Origin of the sequence: Pseudoalteromonas sp. JC28, assembly GCF_013319255.1 — a bacterium.
In the GTDB taxonomy this organism is placed as follows: Bacteria; Pseudomonadota; Gammaproteobacteria; order Enterobacterales; family Alteromonadaceae; genus Pseudoalteromonas.
In genome coordinates this window covers 152,607-170,298 of sequence record NZ_QOKX01000009.1, presented here as the reverse complement: position 1 = coordinate 170,298, position 17,692 = coordinate 152,607, and the positions used below count along the sequence as shown (strand labels likewise).

General features: G+C 43.0%; 14 protein-coding genes. 4 read left to right on the top strand and 10 right to left on the bottom strand.

The window, feature by feature from the left end; genetic code table 11:
- Positions 1–12 precede the first annotated feature (12 nt).
- The 5 genes from DS891_RS19825 to norR all read right to left on the bottom strand — a co-directional run bounded on the left by DS891_RS19825 (position 13) and on the right by norR (position 7,463).
- On the bottom strand, positions 13–3,324 hold the full coding sequence (locus DS891_RS19825; RefSeq protein WP_174170721.1) for a response regulator: 3,312 nt from the start codon (positions 3,322–3,324) through the stop codon (positions 13–15).
- Complete coding sequence (locus tag DS891_RS19820; protein ID WP_174170720.1) at positions 3,321–4,550, bottom strand: ABC transporter substrate-binding protein; 1,230 nt, start codon at positions 4,548–4,550, stop codon at positions 3,321–3,323. The genes DS891_RS19825 and DS891_RS19820 overlap by 4 nt, the downstream gene beginning before the upstream one ends.
- 152 nt (positions 4,551–4,702) lie before the next feature.
- Positions 4,703–5,185: a bacterioferritin gene (gene bfr / locus DS891_RS19815; RefSeq protein ID WP_174170719.1), complete on the bottom strand. Its 483-nt coding sequence runs from the start codon at positions 5,183–5,185 to the stop codon at positions 4,703–4,705.
- 3 nt (positions 5,186–5,188) lie between these two features.
- Positions 5,189–5,659 (bottom strand): bacterioferritin, encoded by a 471-nt coding sequence (gene bfr / locus DS891_RS19810; protein WP_010374801.1) that lies wholly within the window; start codon positions 5,657–5,659, stop codon positions 5,189–5,191.
- A gap of 241 nt (positions 5,660–5,900) precedes the next feature.
- Positions 5,901–7,463 (bottom strand): nitric oxide reductase transcriptional regulator NorR, encoded by a 1,563-nt coding sequence (gene norR, locus DS891_RS19805; RefSeq protein ID WP_174170718.1) that lies wholly within the window; start codon positions 7,461–7,463, stop codon positions 5,901–5,903.
- 386 nt (positions 7,464–7,849) lie between these two features.
- Here norR and DS891_RS19800 point away from each other — a divergent pair, with 386 nt between their 5' ends.
- The 4 genes from DS891_RS19800 (at position 7,850) to DS891_RS19785 (ending at position 11,637) form a co-directional block, all read left to right on the top strand.
- Positions 7,850–9,067, top strand: coding sequence for an NnrS family protein (locus DS891_RS19800; protein ID WP_174170717.1), 1,218 nt, complete (start codon positions 7,850–7,852; stop codon positions 9,065–9,067).
- 25 nt (positions 9,068–9,092) lie between these two features.
- Positions 9,093–10,262: an NO-inducible flavohemoprotein gene (gene hmpA, locus DS891_RS19795; RefSeq protein WP_174170716.1), complete on the top strand. Its 1,170-nt coding sequence runs from the start codon at positions 9,093–9,095 to the stop codon at positions 10,260–10,262.
- A gap of 193 nt (positions 10,263–10,455) precedes the next feature.
- Positions 10,456–10,929 (top strand): low molecular weight protein-tyrosine-phosphatase, encoded by a 474-nt coding sequence (locus DS891_RS19790; RefSeq protein ID WP_174170715.1) that lies wholly within the window; start codon positions 10,456–10,458, stop codon positions 10,927–10,929.
- Between the two features lie 63 nt (positions 10,930–10,992).
- Positions 10,993–11,637 (top strand): 2OG-Fe(II) oxygenase, encoded by a 645-nt coding sequence (locus DS891_RS19785; protein WP_174170714.1) that lies wholly within the window; start codon positions 10,993–10,995, stop codon positions 11,635–11,637.
- 40 nt (positions 11,638–11,677) lie between these two features.
- Here DS891_RS19785 and DS891_RS19780 read toward each other — a convergent pair whose 3' ends face one another.
- The 5 genes from DS891_RS19780 to DS891_RS19760 all read right to left on the bottom strand — a co-directional run bounded on the left by DS891_RS19780 (position 11,678) and on the right by DS891_RS19760 (position 17,691).
- Complete coding sequence (locus DS891_RS19780; RefSeq protein ID WP_174170713.1) at positions 11,678–12,967, bottom strand: PAS domain-containing sensor histidine kinase; 1,290 nt, start codon at positions 12,965–12,967, stop codon at positions 11,678–11,680.
- Between the two features lie 8 nt (positions 12,968–12,975).
- Entirely contained in the window at positions 12,976–14,316 is a 1,341-nt protein-coding gene (locus DS891_RS19775; RefSeq protein ID WP_174170712.1) for a sigma-54 dependent transcriptional regulator, read from the bottom strand.
- 114 nt (positions 14,317–14,430) lie between these two features.
- Complete coding sequence (locus tag DS891_RS19770; RefSeq protein ID WP_174170711.1) at positions 14,431–15,633, bottom strand: ABC transporter permease; 1,203 nt, start codon at positions 15,631–15,633, stop codon at positions 14,431–14,433.
- 18 nt (positions 15,634–15,651) lie between these two features.
- The gene (locus tag DS891_RS19765) at positions 15,652–16,965 is read right to left on the bottom strand and encodes an ABC transporter permease (protein WP_130165325.1); all 1,314 of its coding nucleotides are present in this window, start codon (positions 16,963–16,965) and stop codon (positions 15,652–15,654) included.
- 3 nt (positions 16,966–16,968) lie between these two features.
- The gene (locus DS891_RS19760; protein WP_010607521.1) at positions 16,969–17,691 is read right to left on the bottom strand and encodes an ABC transporter ATP-binding protein; all 723 of its coding nucleotides are present in this window, start codon (positions 17,689–17,691) and stop codon (positions 16,969–16,971) included.
- Between the last annotated feature and the right edge of the window lies 1 nt (position 17,692).

The window sequence follows — 17,692 nt, the reverse complement described above, 5'->3', positions numbered from 1 at the left end:
TCAGTTACCCCCTTAAGTCGTTTCTTCTGTATCGTCTGTGGAAGCATATTCGCTTTTGTATAGCCAATATTGTAGTTTCTCGCTCAATGGCTCTTCCGAAATGGGCTTCGTGAGGTAATCGTTCATGCCTGCATTTAAACACTTCTCTCTATCACCGGACATTGCATTGGCTGTCATGGCTAATATTTTTACTCCCTGATAACTCTCACCTGCGGCTCCGTCTCGGATTAACTCGGTAGTCCGATAGCCATCCATTTCAGGCATCTGACAATCCATTAAGATTAGCTCAAATTGACATTCATCTTGATGTGACTTGAGCAGTTCAATGGCAAGCAGTCCGTTTTCGGCAACTTCAATATGGGTTATCCCCAATTTTTTGAGCATACTTAATGCGACAACTTGGTTCACCTTATTATCCTCAACCAGTAGAATACGACAAGGTTTTGGCCACGTAAATTCGGTTTCGTTCGCCTTTCTTACCAGTTTCAGATAGTGACTCGTAACCAGTGGTTTCGCATTCGCCAGCGCCTTGCCATCTTCAGCTAAAATGGTTAACGCATCAAAAAGGTCTTTGGTTGTCACGGGCTTTGGAAAATAGCCTGAATAGCCACGCTCCGCGTAAAACTGGCCATCCCCCTTAGTACCCATTTGCGTCATCATGATAAGTTTTATCGCTTTGAATCGCTTATCATTTTTTAGTGCAGCGCCGAGCTGCTCACCCGACATGCCTCTAAGCGTCATATCCAGTAAGGCGATATCAAACACATTTTTATCACGTTGGTATTCAGCTTCACACAGCGAGAGTGCTTGTATTCCAGAGCTGGCTTTATACACATCCGCCCCCCAGTGCCTCAATTGAGATTCCAAACTCGTCAAGGCTGAGAGGTTATCGTCAACTAGGAGTATTTTTATCCCTTGTAAATCAATTTTTGCAGCTTCGAATTGAGTATTATCGCCATGGATCAAAGTCACGAAAAATTCAAATTGGCTACCATGTCCAAACCGACTACTAACGGCGATATCGCCATCCATTAATTCACAGAGTTGTCTGACAATGGCAAGCCCCAGTCCAGTCCCTCCATACTTTCTAGTCGTAGAGGCATCAACTTGAGAGAATTTAGCAAAAAGCCTATCTGCTTTGTCCTCTGGTATCCCTATGCCGGTATCTTCAACTGAGCAATGAAATCTCAGTTTATTGCCTACCTCACTGAACCAAGCTCGGATGATGATCTCGCCTTGCTCGGTAAACTTGATTGCATTACTAATTAGGTTGGTGATTATTTGTCGAATACGGCTCGGGTCCCCCTGCACCAATGGCTTTTCAAGTTGGGTTACATCTAGAATAAGTTCAAGTCCCTTTTTCTGTGCTTGCAACGCAACGGATTCAATCAATTCGCCAAGTAATGCCCTAACATCGAAATCTAGTGACTCAAGTTCAAGCTTACCCGCCTCAATTTTAGAAAAATCTAAAATATCGTTGATGAGATTTAATAACGACTTGGCACTCCCCATTGCTAGACTCACTTTATGTAGTTGAGTTTGAGTAAGGTGCTCATCTTCTAGCAGACTTAACATGCCTATTACACCATTCATTGGCGTGCGGATCTCATGGCTCATTGACGCCAAAAACTCGCTTTTAGCTTGCGCGCCCTGCTCCGCCGCTTGCTTCGCTTGTTCTAGCTCTTTTTTCGCTTCAACCGCAGCGGTAATATCCTGTTGGATGCCAACGAATGCCGTTAATTGATTTTGTTCGTTGAACACCGGAGAGATCTGTAAACTATTCCAAAATGCCTTTCCAGATTTGGTGTAATTGATCAATTCAACTTTGACGAATTCGTGAGCTATTATTGCTTCCCTGATTTCCTCTAACGCTTGCTGCTGGGTATGTTCACCTTGCAAAAAGCGACAATTTTTACCCAGTACTTCATCACCATATTCGGTGATTTGTTGAAATGTTTTATTCGCAAATACGATTGGCAATTCAGGCTTAGTCGCGTCAACAATCGTTATGCCGACATTTGCGCACTCTATTGCTTGAGCGAGTAAATCATTTTGTTCCTTGGCCTTTTTCAGCGCTTCTTGATGAAGCTTTTGATCGGTAATATCTGAAAGTGAGCCAACTATCCGCTTCGCTTGTCCATCTTTAAGCGCCGCGGCACCTTTTAGCCAAAAATAGCGATAGCTGTTTTGCCTCGTTTTTATTCTACACTCGACACCAAAAGGCTCTTCTTCCGTCATATGAAACTTAATTGAGTTTTCTAAATTGGGGAGATCTGCAGGGTGGACTCGGTCAAATAAACTAGAAATATGCGCAGAGAATAAAGCTTGTGTCTCTTGCGAAAAGCCTAGTAAAGATTTAAATCTATCTGAATAAAACACCGCATTCCGCTCAAGATCCCAGTCCCAAAGGCCATCATCGCTACCAAATATTGCAAGTTTAAATCGCTCTTCACTGCGTTTGAGTGTTGTCCTCGATTCTTCTAGTTTTTTGAATGGATTTAACAGAAGTTGCTTACCAAACAAATAGAGCAAGCCAAATGATAGGAATAGCCCAAAAGCAATAGCACCAATAAGATCCCACACAAATATTTTCACTTCGTCAGTGACCTGACTTTTCTCTACTCGATAGTCTAATACTAAATCGGTGGAGCCAACATCGAGACTGCTTACACTAAAGTAAGTTTCAACTTTTTGGGTGTTAGAAAAGTTAATCCACCTGCCTTTTAAACCAATGCTATGAAAAGATGTGGATGATGAGGAGCTAAGCAGACTCTCTAAACTCGTAGAAAATTCGCCAATAAGTGCTCCCTCAGCAAAGCCGTTATAGTAAATCGGTACTGCTATTGTGAAATAGTGCAGGTTGCCAACCTGAGTGAGATCTATCGCACTGACCAACTCTGCATTGATCACTTTATCGAGCCACTTTGGTTTTTGGTCTAACACTTCATGAGAATCAAAGTTTGCGTAAACAACATCGCCCAATACATTGATCACCATTAACTTTTCTTCTCTACCTATAATTTGAAAACTGCGCATAAAGTCTCGTAACTTAGCAGCGGAGAGCCCTGTACCCATCGCACCATTTACGATAATAGGATGTAGAGAAAGATCAGAGAGGATCTGCTTACGGCTCTCAAGATACTGAGTTAAGTTGTTAACTGCGAGTTGAGCTTGGGTTTCATTCGTTTCTCTCACTAAGTCTTCGACAATGACATTTGATCTCAGCCCAACAAAAAGTGCACTGAGCAGAAGTGAAACAATAGCCGTTAACCCTAAAAAGGTGTAAAAAGCGCGATTACTCGTTAAGGTGAATTTAGTTTTCAATGCGACCCCGGGTAACTATAAACTAGTTTAATACTGCCATTAGACTGGTATTGCCCCATACACAAGTCTTGCACGGTTAGCGCTTCATGGGCTGAATCATTTTTATCACTCCAGACACTAAAAGGCCGTTGATACATTTTTACTAGGCCGCTGACCGGCGATTGCAAATCCTCAAATGCGCTTTTTAATAAGACTCTGTTGGTCGCGACTGAATCTGTCAGTTTTATCTGCTCCGCTGCTGCAATAAGAAGCTTGGCAATGTCATAGCCATGGATAAATCCGGGAGCTGCTTGAACAAATCCATGCGTTGCAAACCGGGTTGGGAAAAGCTGTTTTGCACGATTAAATACTCGTGCCGAAAACATACTTAATGGTTTATTCTCAAAAGAAAAACAGCTTTGTAGGACCGCCAATGAGACGTCAGCAGATAACTTATCCCCAACCACTTTAAAAAAGTTACCCGCAGTTACCCCCCAATGACTAATAATGGGCAGGCGCTGCGCCTCGTCAATACTCGCCATGGCTTTTACGAACTCTGCGCCCTCAATCGCATTGCCAACAAAAATGATACATTGCGGCTCACTTTCAATAATATTATGGATCATGATCCGAGCCTCATTTTCTTGTGTCGCCCAGTTAAACCAAGATACAGGCAGCGCGTTGTTAGGCTTGGCTGTTTTATATTCCGCTAGCAATGTGTCGTAATTAGAGCGCCCCCATGCGGTATCCTCAAGGAGTAAATGAGGTGCAACACAACCTTGTTGCTTTGCATAATTGATGAGTACTTTACCCGCTTTGGTGTCATCCACAGAAAGCCTAAAAATCCAATTATCCTTACTCGGGTATCTTGTAATTGGCCCACCAGCGGCCCAAGGAACCAACAGCAGCGCTTCACTCTCATTGATAAATTTACGAAATTTAATATAAGGAGGAGAATGAACACCACCAAGCACGAGTAAGGCATTCGGGTCTTTTAAAAATTGCTTAAAGTGAAGCAAACTACGATTACTATTACCACGATGGTCTTTGGCCACCAATTCAACCTTATAACCTTGGATTTGATTATCTACTTCATCTAATGCGGTTAGAAATCCCATTTTTATCGCTTCGGCTGACTCATTTAAATTAGAATAATCAGCGTCATGATAAATACGAAACACTTGCTTGGAGTTTGCGGCGAGACAAACCGAGCTCAGGAGGCAGAAAAACAGTAATAATATTCTCATCGTATTACTAATCACCCAACACATAACTAAACTTTAGTTCAAATCATTGTGATTGCTTAATTTTGTAGCGAATACCTTGCTCGTTATAAATCACCAAGACAATGCATGGCAGACAAAGAAACCGCACCCAAAGGTAGGTGCGGTGGTTGGGATCATTCAGGGCCATTAGCAAGTTGGCTCTGAATGTAGTTTGGTAAACCAATTAGTTTGATTAAATTGATATGCTGTTCAAGCCAATAAATGTGATCCATTTCGGTGTCATCTAACAGGGTTTCGAGCATTTCACGAGTAACATAATCTTGCGCTTGCTCACACACTGCTATCACCTTTTTCAAATGATCTTTTACCAGAATTTCCGCAGCCAAATCATTTTCTAGCATTTCTTTCACGTCAGTACCGACGTGGATCGGCGCACGAGAAGCGGTATCTGGCGTGCCTTCCAAAAACAAAATGCGCTCCGTGATCCGCTTAGCGTGATCGAGCTCTTCTTCGTATTCGTGAGATAACTTATGGTGTAGCTTCTCCAGTCCCCAATCTTCATACATTTTGGCATGCGCCAAATATTGATCCATCGAAGAAAGCTCAAGCGTAAGTTGCTTATTGAGTAAGTCGATAACGGTAGAATTGCCTTGCATAACTTACCCCTCAATCTGCGATTGCAGATAGTTTTCAATGCCGGTATTTTTGATTAAGAAATGCTGCGTTTCGAGCCAATCCACATAGCCCTCTTCATATTCAAGAATATCTTCTAGTAGCTCTCGACTAACATAATCCTGTTCGTGTTCACACAGCGCAATTGCATCGCGCAATGTCGGAAGCTGATCGAGTTGAAATGCTAAGTCGCACGCCATCATTTCTTCGGTGTGCTCACCTATTCGTAGCTTTTCTAAATGCTGGAGGTTTGGTAACCCTTCAAGGAATAATATGCGCTCGATAAGATCATCAGCTTGCTTCATATCCTTGATAGATTTTTTATACGCTTTCTCGTTTAGCTCTTCAAGCCCCCAATTTTTGTACATTCTTGCGTGTAGAAAGAACTGGTTTATTGATGTTAACTCTAGCGTAAGCACTTGATTTAGCGCTGTTATGACTTGCTTATTACCCTGCATAGGGCCCCCTAATAATGTCGAGTGACGCCCTATAACCCTAGTTCAATATTTATTCTTCGCAAGATTAAATAAAAATAACAGTTTTCTTAATATACCCTTTTAAAATAAACAACTTATAAGAGTATTAATAACAATTTTCATTACATTTAGGGTTTCATTTTTTGAACGGCTTGTATTCAATCAAAACTCAGAATAAAAAACTTGCTAAGTTATTGAGATTTATAAAAGCAGCTCCGGCTGCTTAACTCATCTGCTTTTTAACATCTAACCCTAAACGCTTTGCTAGTCGAACTAAATTTGCTCTATCCATTTCCAGCTCTCTCGCAGCTGCCGACCAATTAAACCCATGACGTTCCATCGCGTTAACGATCATGTCTTTTTGTAGTAGCTCGACGGCGAATTTCATGGCGACAGGAGGTGTTTTCTCTTGCGTGGTAATGCACTCAGCCTGCTGAATTTGTTGATGGTGTTTTGGCGCGATGTCTATGTCATGGATCTCAATGATATTAGCCTGCCACTGTTGATGCTTAGCTTTTAACGCTGCACGACTGACACAATGTTCAAGCTCTCTGACATTACCCGGCCAGTCGTAATGCATTAATCGGCTGAGTGCTTGCCTATCCATCACCACTTGTTTTGCGTTGAGCGTGCCTCTTAGCTGCTCTAAAAAGAACCCAACCAGCAGCGGGATGTCATCTAGCCTTTCGAGCAGTGGAGGAACAAATAAAGGATACACACTCAAGCGATGATAAAGATCAGCCCTAAATTTTCCGCGCCTCACCTCTTCTTTTAAATCACGATTAGTGGCAGCAACCACTCTAACATCCACAATATGAATGCGGTCAGCACCTACCGCTTGCACCTCACCGCTTTGCAGCACACGTAATAGTTTGCTCTGTAAAGTCAAACTCAGTTCGCCAACTTCATCCAAAAACAGCGTGCCGCCGTCCGCGGCTGCAAACTTGCCTAACCGGTCTTTATCGGCCCCAGTAAACGCCCCTTTTTTGTGACCAAAGAGTTCACTTTCTGCTATCGAGTCAGGAAGCGCCGCACAGTTAATTTGTATAAACGGTTTGTCATTTCGTTGGGAATTAAAATGTACGTGTTTTGCTACCAATTCTTTACCCGTTCCCGTATCACCTTGAATAAGCACATTAAATTCAGAACCAGCAACCAGTTCAATTTCTGATTTAAGCGAGTGCATCACCGCACTCTCTCCTACTAAAATTTGCTTTTTAACGGACTTTTGAGATTGGGTAAGTGTAGATGCACGTGCTTGCTCATAGAGGCGCTCAGCCTCAAACATACGTAATGCACTACTTGAGACAATTGCTTGTAGGGTTTTCATATAAACCTCAGACAAGTGCTCAAAGCTATCCGGTTTAAGACAATCAAACGTCACCAATAAGATGCTACTTTGCAGCGCGACCTTAAATCCCATGCAGGCATGCACTGGTAAGCGACTTTCTTCGGCGAGCAACAGACCATCGTAAGGGTCAGGTAAGTCGCTATTGGCAGGAAAACTAACTAGTTCGTCAGACTCGAAAATGGACATCAATCTAGGTTGCTCTGTAAGCAAAAATTGCCGCCCAACAGCGTCCGCACTCAACCCATTGCAAGCTAGGATAGTTAATGCATGCTGATCGCCATAAAGAATGGCGATGGCATCAGCGGTAACAGATTGACTCAATGCTGAAAGCAAGGACTTAGCGTATCGCTTAACCTCGCGACCCTCTTGCGCCAACGAAAGTCGTGATAACGACATACTAAGCTCAAGCAATTTGGAGAGCGCTAACGAATTCATGTCAAAAAGACTCAATTTATTCAAATAAACACTAATTAAGATAGGTCAATTTGACTCAAACATCAATAATAAAATACTAATACAATGATTTATATAGCATTTTAAAGTTGGCGTGACACCTGCAATGTGCAATCTATATATCAACATTCGAAGAGTTAACGATGAGCCGTGCATACCAACTTTTAAGATATAGCAACATCGCCATTTTCACTTCACTCGCAGCGTTTATGCTGTCACTGCAAGTGAGTTTTTTTAGCGTTGAAAGCTTCAGCCTCTTCTCACAAATTGCAGCACATATTAGTACTATAGTATTGGCCGCCTTGATTAAGCTTGCCTACGTCATCCGCCTTGTCTGTCTATACCACCTAGGTTTGGAGGTTAAGTAAATGAGCTTAATCCAGCTAGAAGAGCCCAGTCCAAAAGCAGTGTGTTGGTATTTACCATCTACTTGGCCCGTGTTGATGCTCGGCTTTAGAGCGCTATTTTTACTCGCGGGCTTATTCGCTGTCGTGAGTATTTCTGTGTGGGCTTTATTGCTCAATGGCAATGTTGTTTGGCGTAATGATTACCCAGCGACCTATTGGCACGCCCACGAGATGCTATTTGGCTTTGGCGGTGCTGTCGTCGCCGGATTTTTGCTAACCGCTGCAAAAAATTGGACACAAAGACAGACATTACATGGTGGCGCACTGCTGTCACTCTGTATTATTTGGTGTGCCGCTAGGCTGAGCTTTTTTGTGGCAAATTCATCAATCATCATCACCTTGCTACTACAACTGAGTTTTTGGCTCATTGTACTAATCAATTTAACGACCGTAATTGTTGATGCAAAATCCAGAAACAATCGTGTTTTTATTTTTGCTGTAAGTATGTTGTGTGGCTGCAACATCGTATTTTTGATTTTACTTCACAACCAACACTTCTTATTGCTAAGCGCTACAAGCCAAGCAACGCTAATTGCTTACATGTTATTGATTGGTGTAGTGGGTGGCCGCGTTATTCCGTTTTTTATTGCCCGAGGATTGCAGCAAGCACAAAAGCCACATACTCCAAGGTTAGACAGGGCGATCTTTTACCTCGCCATCATCTGCGTTTTCACCTATATCCTGCAGTTTACGATGCAAAATACTCACTATTTAAGTGCTGCACTTCTGCTCCTTGGGCTACTGCATTCGATAAGAGCAATTTATTGGTTTAACGGTAAATTATTTAACGTACCACTGCTTTGGTCACTGTACCTGTCATATTGTGCAATCGCAGTGGGTTTAATACTTAGCGCATACAACAACACCTTTGCACCAGAGCATTTGCGCAGCCATCTTCACTTAGTGGCAATTAATGGCATGGGATTAATGATCTTAGCCATGATGACTCGCGTTACCTTGGGCCACACAGGCAGGCTATTACAGGTAGGCACGACAACTACACTGGCATTTATCTGTATCGCGGTATCAGGTCTTATCCGCGCATTCCTTATTCATTTTATAAACCCGCACAATGCATGGCTGTTAAGTGCCGTGGCTTGGGTTTTTGGTTTTATGCTTTTTTCCATTACCTTCGCGCCCATGCTGATACAAAAACGCGTCGATGGGCGAATAGGTTAACTCTACTCTCAAACAGGAGATATTAATGCTTACCCAAAATACGATTGAGTTGGTAAAACAAAGTGCACCGCTATTGGCTCAGGTCGGTCCCGAGATCACCGCCAAGTTTTATCATAGCATGTTCAATCAACACCCAGAGTTAAAAGGGGTATTCAACCAATCCCATCAGGCTTCGGGAAAACAGCCGCTGGCACTATTTGCAGCATTAGCGGCCTATGCCAATTACATTGATCAACCAGAAGTGCTCAGTGACGCCATTTTACGTATCAACCATAAGCACGTTAGCCTTGGGATTTTACCTGAGCAATACGCTATTGTTGGCCGGCATTTAATTGCAACGCTCAAAGCCGAGTTCAGCGAGCAATTCACAGACGAAATAGAGCAAGCTTGGCTTAATGCCTACCAGTTTTTAGCCGATTTATTTATCACCGCAGAGCATGGCCTGTACCAAACCGCGCTTGAGCAGCAAGGTGGGTGGCAAGGAACGCGTGAATTTACAATTGAAAAGGTGATAAGCAATACTGAAAATATTAAAAGCTTTTATCTCAAGCCTGTCGACGGTAAAGCCTTGCCTCATTACCAAGCTGGACAATTTGTTTCTGTCTTTGTACCAAAAGAAGTGGTAGGGTTTCAGCAGATCCGCCAATACTCTTTGTCTGCTGCGCCCAATGGTTCGTACCTTAGGATCTCTACTAAACACGACGGTGCCGTATCGCAATATCTTCATACACTTAAGGCGGGCGACACCCTCAAGCTCACTCCACCAGCTGGAGACTTTGTCAGACAACACACAGCCAGTCCAAAGGTATACATTAGCGCTGGGGTTGGAATAACCCCTATGCTTTGCATGCTTGGTGTTCATAGCCAACATTCACCTGAAGTCGAAGCACACTTTTTACACGCGAATAAAACTCACAGTGACTTAGGTTTCAACCAAGAAATCAATGAGCTTGGTAGCAATATCCGAGATTTTAATGTGGTTACTTGGTTGGAGTCAGAAGCCGACGGTACGCATTCCGGACTGATGGATATCAACGTAATCAAAGATACTTTGCCGCTAACAGACGGAGAGTTCTACCTATGCGGCCCGGTTGCCTTTATGCGCTTTATCAAAACCCAACTGATGAATGCCGGTGTAAAAGCCGAGCAAATCTTCTATGAGGTATTTGGCCCTCACGAAAACCTTCCAAACTAACGGCTTAAATTTGGCGTCCTGATACTGTTGGTATTAGCCGGCGCCTTATATTTTGCTCTAAAAAAATCGCTAGACTGGGTGAATGAATACTACTGGTATTAGCCGGAATCTTATATTTTGCTCTGAATTAAAAAATCGGTAGACTTGGAGAATAAATACTATTGGTATAAAAGCGTACTTGAAGGACAACAATATGAGCGCAATTTCTAGTATCTTAGTCGTCTGCATGGGTAATATCTGCCGCTCTCCAACTATGGAGGCGGTATTAAAGCACAAACTCGCAGCAACAGAGTTAACAACCCATATCGATTCCGCTGGCACCATTGGCTATCATCAAGGTAACCCTCCAGATCCACGCAGTGTCACGGCAGGCAGCGCAAGAGGGTACGACTTTTCAGGCATATCAGCGCAGCAAGTAAAACCCAGCGATTTTGAAGATTACGACTTACTTTTGTGCGCAGACAACTCAAATTACCGCGATCTACTCTCTATTTGTCCTACCGGTTTGGCTCATAAAGTTCAGCTGTTTTTAGCGTTTGGTGACATGAGTGAGCACGAAGTGCCTGATCCTTATTATGGCGGTGAACATGGCTTTGAACATGTGCTTGATTTAATCGAAGCCGCCAGTGAAAACATCATTAACAAAATTTGCTTATCGACAAGGTGAAATTAACTCGCTGGATCGGTACCAAACAAAGCGGTAAAAAGACCTTTTTTAGAGGCGCCGCTATTGTTAGATTTAGACTTAGAATTTCCGTTCGAGAAATTAGCTCAGGACTTACAAACCACAGGTATTAGTATTTTGCCAAATTTCGTCAGTCCCGATATTTTATCCAAGTTGGAATTGAGAATAGCAGAGCTAAGCAATGATGATTTTAAGCAAGCTGGCATTGGTCGTTTAGCCTCTCACGAGCAAAATAAAAAAATTCGCAGAGATAAAATTCACTGGCTAGATAGCAGCAATGAGTTGGAATCTGTTTGGCTCAACTACATGGGCGAGCTAAAAGCCTATTTGAACAGACGACTGTTTATGGGACTATTTAGCTATGAAAGCCACTTTGCCATTTACCCTCCAGGGGCGTTTTACAAAAAGCATATTGACGCCTTTAAGGGAAGAACCAACCGTATTTTGACCACGGTATTGTACTTAAATCAGTCATGGGCGTCAGACAATGGCGGCGAACTAGTTGTTTATAATCCCGATAATCACGACGAGATACTCACAACGGTACTGCCAAGTTATGGCACACTAGTTACCTTTTTAAGTGATGAATTTCCTCATGAAGTACTGGTTGCCAACGAAAAGCGCTATTCAATTGCAGGGTGGTTTAGGGTTAACACCAGCATTAATCATTCGATTGATCCACCAAAATAATTGATGAGCTCAGTCTTAAGTTAATTATCCTGAGTTAAACTCAGGATAATTTGTTCGGTAACCGAATTTCGACGCACAAGCCTTTACCTTCGCGATTATAGAGGCTGATCTGGCCGTTGTGTGCTTCAACAATTTCTCTGCACAGCGCTAAACCAAGCCCTGTTCCTGACGCTTTAGTAGAGTAAAATGGAATTAAGGCGTTGGCCATCACAGTGTCACTCATGCCTTCACCTCTATCGAGCACCCAAATATAAACCTCGTCGTTACGCTGCTCTGATTGAACGCGGATTTCCTCTATCTTTGAGCCAGACTCGATTGCATTCTTAATTAAATTAATGAGTAACTGTTCTAACTGTGTCGTGTCTGCCTGTAATTGCATTTGATTAAGCTGATACTGGAATGACCAATGGCTTTGCAGTCGCGCACACAAAACCTGCAAATTCACAGGTTCAATGTTTGGCAGAGGAAGTTTAGCAAACTTACCATAGCCCTGAACAAACTCGCTAAGATGCACAATACGCTCTTCTATCGTCGCAAAGACTCGACTTAGTCTAGGTTCATCCACGCGTTCAGCCAAGATCTGCCCGCTGTGCAGCATAGATGAAATAGGCCCTAACGAGTTGTTTAACTCATGGCTAATGATGCGGATCACTTTCTTCCAAACTTGCACTTCTTGGCGGCTCAACTCTCGAGTGAATTGCTTAAAAATATATAATTTGTGAAAGTGGTTGTTGAGTAATAACTCACCGTTGGCGAGATGCCACATTTGCGACTCTCCAATGCTACTTTGTATTGAGAACAAGCCATCAAGTTGGTTGCTTGCTGCTTGCTGAAGTTCATCGGGGACTTCGGATAACAATTTACTAAAACGCTCACCCTCAAGGCGGTGCTCACAGTTAAAAAACGTTTTTGCACTATTGTTAGCAAATACCACCACATCTTGTGAGTCGACAAGGACAAGTACCTGAGGTGACGACTCAAGCACTTTATCTAGCATCAACTCACGCTGATAAATCCATTGTTTTTCATCTCTTAACTGTTTTGCCGTTTCATTGAATAATTGACACAACCTACCGAGCTCATTGTTAGCGTTATAGGTGATTGACGTAGAAAATTCGCCATCTTTAAAGTTCATCAAGCCGACTTCTAATGCCTCCCACCCCGCTTTGTTTTCACGCATAAATAGTTTATACAGCACAAGCGCAACACTGACGGAGCCCAGTACTATTACAATGAAACCGCTGTGATCATCGAGTAAAAACCATAAAGGAATAAGGCCAATAATAATACTGATGGCAATGATCAATGCATGTTGCTGCGATGTCGTCATTATTGTCCTTAATATTCAATGCCAAACTTTTGCAAGCGACGATAAAGCGCTTGTCTACTCATGTTAAAATGTCGCGCCACTTTCGCAATCACACCGAGATGAGTCTTGAGCGCCTGCTCCAATTCTTCTTTACTGGGTTCTCGTGTGGTATGCGAGGCGCTAACTTGTGCTGTATTTGCCTGCACATCAAGACCAAAATCCTTGGCACTGAGCTCGCCATCTGGATTCAATACTGCCGCCCGTTTACAGGCATTTTCAAGCTCCCGTACGTTACCAGGCCAAGGGTGTTCACATAATGCTTGCTGGGCATCCGAAGTAAGCCCTCTTGCGGGTAAAAAATGCGCGACCAAAGGTAAAATATCATCCACTCGCTGTGACAACGCGGGTAGGTTTAGCTCGATGACATTTAAGCGATAATATAGATCCTCACGGAATTTCCCCCCTCGAATATCCGCTAGCAGATCCGCGTTTGTTGCTGAGATGACACGGACCGATACTTTTTTTGTCTCGACTGAACCCAGCCTCTCAAATTCGCCACTTTGCAAAACACGTAGCAATTTTGTTTGCCCTGGGAGAGGTAAATTACCAATCTCATCCAAAAATAACGTGCCTTTATCAGCGGCTTCAAAGCGACCAATACGCTGCTTATTCGCACCGGTATAAGCACCGCTCTCAGCACCAAATAGCTCAGCTTCGATTAAGTCACTTGGGAGCGCGCCTGCATTCACTTTGACAAACGGTTGGTTTTTTAGTGGTGAATTCGCTTGAATGATCTCCGCAATTTTTTCTTTACCGCTACCATTTGGACCGGTTATTAACACCGACACATCTGATTTGGCGACTTGCAGCGCCATATCTATAACTCGCTGCATGGCCACCGATTTATACACAAACCCGCATAAATCCGCGCCTTGATTAAACTGTTGGCGTTCTTGTTCAGCCCGTTCAAAGTTTGCAACTTGCTTATGTGCCTCACCAAGCGCGACGAGATTTGCGATTGTGGTGAGTAACTTTTGGTCGTCCCACGGCTTGGCTAGATAGTCTGCCGCTCCAGCTTTTACCAACTCAACCGCCATGGTGAGCTCAGTCCAAGCCGTTAATAAGATAATAGGGAGTTTTGCATTTAGTGCTTTTAATTGGTGAAAAAGCGCAGCCCCCTCCTCTCCTGAGGTGGTGTCTGCACTAAAGTTCATATCTTGGATAACTAGTGCAATTTGCTGAAACGATACCACTTTAATTGCTTCTAACGGTGAGCACGCGGTAACTACTTGATAATCATGCAGCTCTAGTAACAATGACAGTGCATCAAGCACCGCAGGGTTATCATCCACAATTAAGATTTTATCCATATGATTTTATTCTTGTTATTACATATTGCCACTTACCTATACTAGCACAACTAATACAAGGCAAGTTAAAGTAATACCAACTAGGTTGCTCACACAACCTAGTTGGTATAAGGGTTATACACTTCTTGTTGCGATACTCGGTGAAATGTTCGCCGCCTTCTTAGCAGGAAAAATAACTGACGCGATACAGAGCACGATAAGCCCAAGCGCCGTTATCAAAATATAGCTTACTTCTAGCGGTGGCACTGAATACAAAGACATTAGCTTTTGTCCTAGGAAAACCGTAGCCACTGTGCCAAGTACTAAGCCAATTGCACAAACAATGAGGTTTTCTACCACAAAGTAACGAACAATTGCAGACTTACGCGCCCCCAAAGCTCTGCGAGTACCAATCTGTTTAGTGCGTTTACTAATATTAAACTGAGTAAGACCAAATATTCCCAGCGCCGTCACGACGACTAATGCTGTGATTAGCACTAGCAACATTCTTAGCATCAATATGTCTTTAGAGTTGTACCTTTCCTTTACTTCATCAAGTCCTTTCATATTGGTGATCACTCTATCTGGATTTTCTTGAAGCAGCACCGACTCTATTTTTTTCATTACTTCGCCACGCAAACTCGGATCTGTGCGAACTAAGAAATCTTGAAATCCATTCGCATTGACCATGGGAAAAATAATTAAGCGATCAGCATTTCTAAAACGCGGCCAAGCATTAGTCATACGCTCAACAATCCCCACTACTTTTAACGGGCCGCCACCATAATAAATCGTTTCTCCCAATCCTTTACCCTCACCAAATATCTCGTCCGTAAACGCCTTACTGGCAATAACAACATCTGGTTGCTTAGCGTATTCACTTGAGATCAGGACATCACCAGATGTGAAATCACGGCCTTCTATCAATTTTACGCCCAAGGTACGGATCACTTGTTCATTGGCGTATAAATGCCCCGAGTTTGTATGTTTACCATCGTCTTCTGAGGTTAAGCTGAATCCCGAATTGCTACCTCCTCCTGAAAGCGGAACCGAACTCACTCCCACAGCTTCTATAACACCTGGGATACTTTTTAGTATTCTCTCATCAATGATAAGCTGCTGGTTTGCATCTACCTTGTCGTCAAACGACATGACACTGAAGGTGATTATCGACTCTTCTGGGTAGCCAGTTGGCTTGTTGAGATAGCTGACGCGCTCACTAATAATGGACAGCGAATTGCTGACAATTGCCAACGTCAAGGCAAGTTGTAGGATGGCAAGTACGGCACCAACTTTAGAGCGCAATAACGCATTGATAATGGGTTTTAATTCCAACATGGGACTCTCCTTATTGCCTTATTGCACTTTTAGATAAGTAGCAGGTGATGTTTTACACACTATCCAAGCTGGGTAAAGCCCTGCAAGAATACAAGTCACAATAGCGATGCTCGGCGCTGCTAACAGCATAGAGACATCCATCGTTGCAAGACTTTCGTATACATGGCTAGTTTTGCGGATCCCCCATAAGCCAAGCTGAGCAAAAACTATCCCTATCACTCCCCCCATAAAACCAAGCAACGCCACTTCAACTAAGTGTTGGTAAAACACTTGCGTTTTACTTGCGCCAAGCGCTCTTCTTACGCCAACATCAGGGGCACGTTTAAGAAATTTCGCTAGTAACAATCCGAGAATATTGGCTAAGCAAACGGCAAGGAACATAAAACTTAAACCAATCATGACTTTGTTATCTTCACTAACCACATTATTGTACTCAAGCCATTCAGTGACATTTCGAAGTGAAAACTCTCGTGTTTTACGGTTAAATCTTCCCAAATCTTGTTGGGTTTGGATGTAATTATCCAGTTGTGTTGCTAACGCTTGTTGTTCTTTTTCGTTCTCTAATTCAACCCAAAACTGAGTCCAAAGCATTTCTGAATTCATTTTGTCCGTGAAGTTGTTAATCTCTTCCCTCTTCCAACCATTTGTATTTCCCCAAGTATCAATCTCATAAGCTGCCGCATGACTGAAGGGAATGAAGATACGCTCGGCATCAGCAAACGCGCCATTGTTTAAGTCATACATTTTGACGTTTGGCTGCCACTCCTTAGTTACCCCTACTACTTGATATCTTCGCTGCGCTAAATAAATACTTTCTCCCACCACATCACTGCGGCCAAATAACTTTTGTGCGATAGTTTCGTCAATAACAGTAACTGGTGCAGCATTGTCTGCTTGGCTTTGACTCCACACTCCACCATACAAAAAATTCAACTCAAACATGGCGAAAAACTCTCGGGTTATTAGCCGTGTCGTTTGCAACATGGGGCTCACTTCAGGATTGTTTACATGAACTGCAAAACCAGATTTAAACATCGCGACTTTTTTGTCGATGTTTAGCGTTTGATAAAGGTTTTTCGCATCTAAAAATGTCAGCTGAAAGGGAATATCATCAGCTGAATGATAGGTTTGTCCCTCATCCATCACTTGTAGCTGTACAGCATAGAGTTTACTACTTTTGCTTGGAATTGGATCGGCGGACATCATGTGATACACAGACAAACTCACCATAGTGACGCCAATGCCAATGGCAATGGCCAGCGCCATTAGGCTAGTCGCAAGCGGCGTGGCTTTTAGGCTACGCCAGGCTAAATCAAGGTAATGGGCAAACATAACTTACGCTCCCACCTGAGATTTCAACGCTTGTGAAGCCGCACCTTTACCTTGATACAAAGTAAAATCCGCAACCTGTCCATCTACAATCTGGATGTTTCTTGGTGTACGCCTTGCAAGCTCAGGATCATGGGTAACCATTACTATCGTTGCGCCGTCACGGTTAATTTGTTCTAGTAATTCCATCACCTGACGCGCCATTAAACTATCTAAATTCCCCGTTGGTTCATCGGCTAGTAAAAAGCGTGGCTCACCAGCAAGCGCTCTTGCAATAGCCACACGCTGCTGCTGTCCACCGGACAACTGTTGTGGCAAATGTTTTGCACGGCCAGCAAGGCCAACTTGCTCTAGACAGTTTTCAATTCTGCGCTTGCGCTCAGCCGCCTTGATACCACGATAACGTAGTGGCACTTCAACATTTTCGTACAAGTTTAAATCTGGGATAAGGTTAAAACCTTGAAAAATAAAGCCGATTTTTTGGTTTCGCAGATCAGCTCTTTGGTTGTCATTAAGCTTACCAACATCAATTCCATCTAGCATATATTGACCACTAGAGTACCCTTCTAGCATCCCAGCAATATTTAAGAAGGTTGTTTTACCTGAGCCTGAAGGGCCTGTTACCGCGATAAACTCTCCTTCATTTACTTGCAGGTTAAAATCTCTGAGTGCGTGTGTTTGCACCATATCAGTTTGGTATACTTTGCCGATATTATTCATAATTAACATT

Coding starts and splice junctions, on each gene's coding strand:
- DS891_RS19790 (WP_174170715.1), top strand. CDS start 10,456: ATGAGCGCAATTTCTAGTATCTTAGTCGTCTGCATGGGTAATATCTGC.
- DS891_RS19780 (WP_174170713.1), bottom strand. CDS start 12,967: ATGACGACATCGCAGCAACATGCATTGATCATTGCCATCAGTATTATT.
- DS891_RS19770 (WP_174170711.1), bottom strand. CDS start 15,633: ATGTTGGAATTAAAACCCATTATCAATGCGTTATTGCGCTCTAAAGTT.
- hmpA (WP_174170716.1), top strand. CDS start 9,093: ATGCTTACCCAAAATACGATTGAGTTGGTAAAACAAAGTGCACCGCTA.
- bfr (WP_010374801.1), bottom strand. CDS start 5,659: ATGCAGGGTAATAAGCAAGTCATAACAGCGCTAAATCAAGTGCTTACG.
- bfr (WP_174170719.1), bottom strand. CDS start 5,185: ATGCAAGGCAATTCTACCGTTATCGACTTACTCAATAAGCAACTTACG.
- DS891_RS19760 (WP_010607521.1), bottom strand. CDS start 17,691: ATGTTAATTATGAATAATATCGGCAAAGTATACCAAACTGATATGGTG.
- DS891_RS19800 (WP_174170717.1), top strand. CDS start 7,850: ATGAGCTTAATCCAGCTAGAAGAGCCCAGTCCAAAAGCAGTGTGTTGG.
- norR (WP_174170718.1), bottom strand. CDS start 7,463: ATGAATTCGTTAGCGCTCTCCAAATTGCTTGAGCTTAGTATGTCGTTA.
- DS891_RS19775 (WP_174170712.1), bottom strand. CDS start 14,316: ATGGATAAAATCTTAATTGTGGATGATAACCCTGCGGTGCTTGATGCA.
- DS891_RS19820 (WP_174170720.1), bottom strand. CDS start 4,550: ATGAGAATATTATTACTGTTTTTCTGCCTCCTGAGCTCGGTTTGTCTC.
- DS891_RS19765 (WP_130165325.1), bottom strand. CDS start 16,965: ATGTTTGCCCATTACCTTGATTTAGCCTGGCGTAGCCTAAAAGCCACG.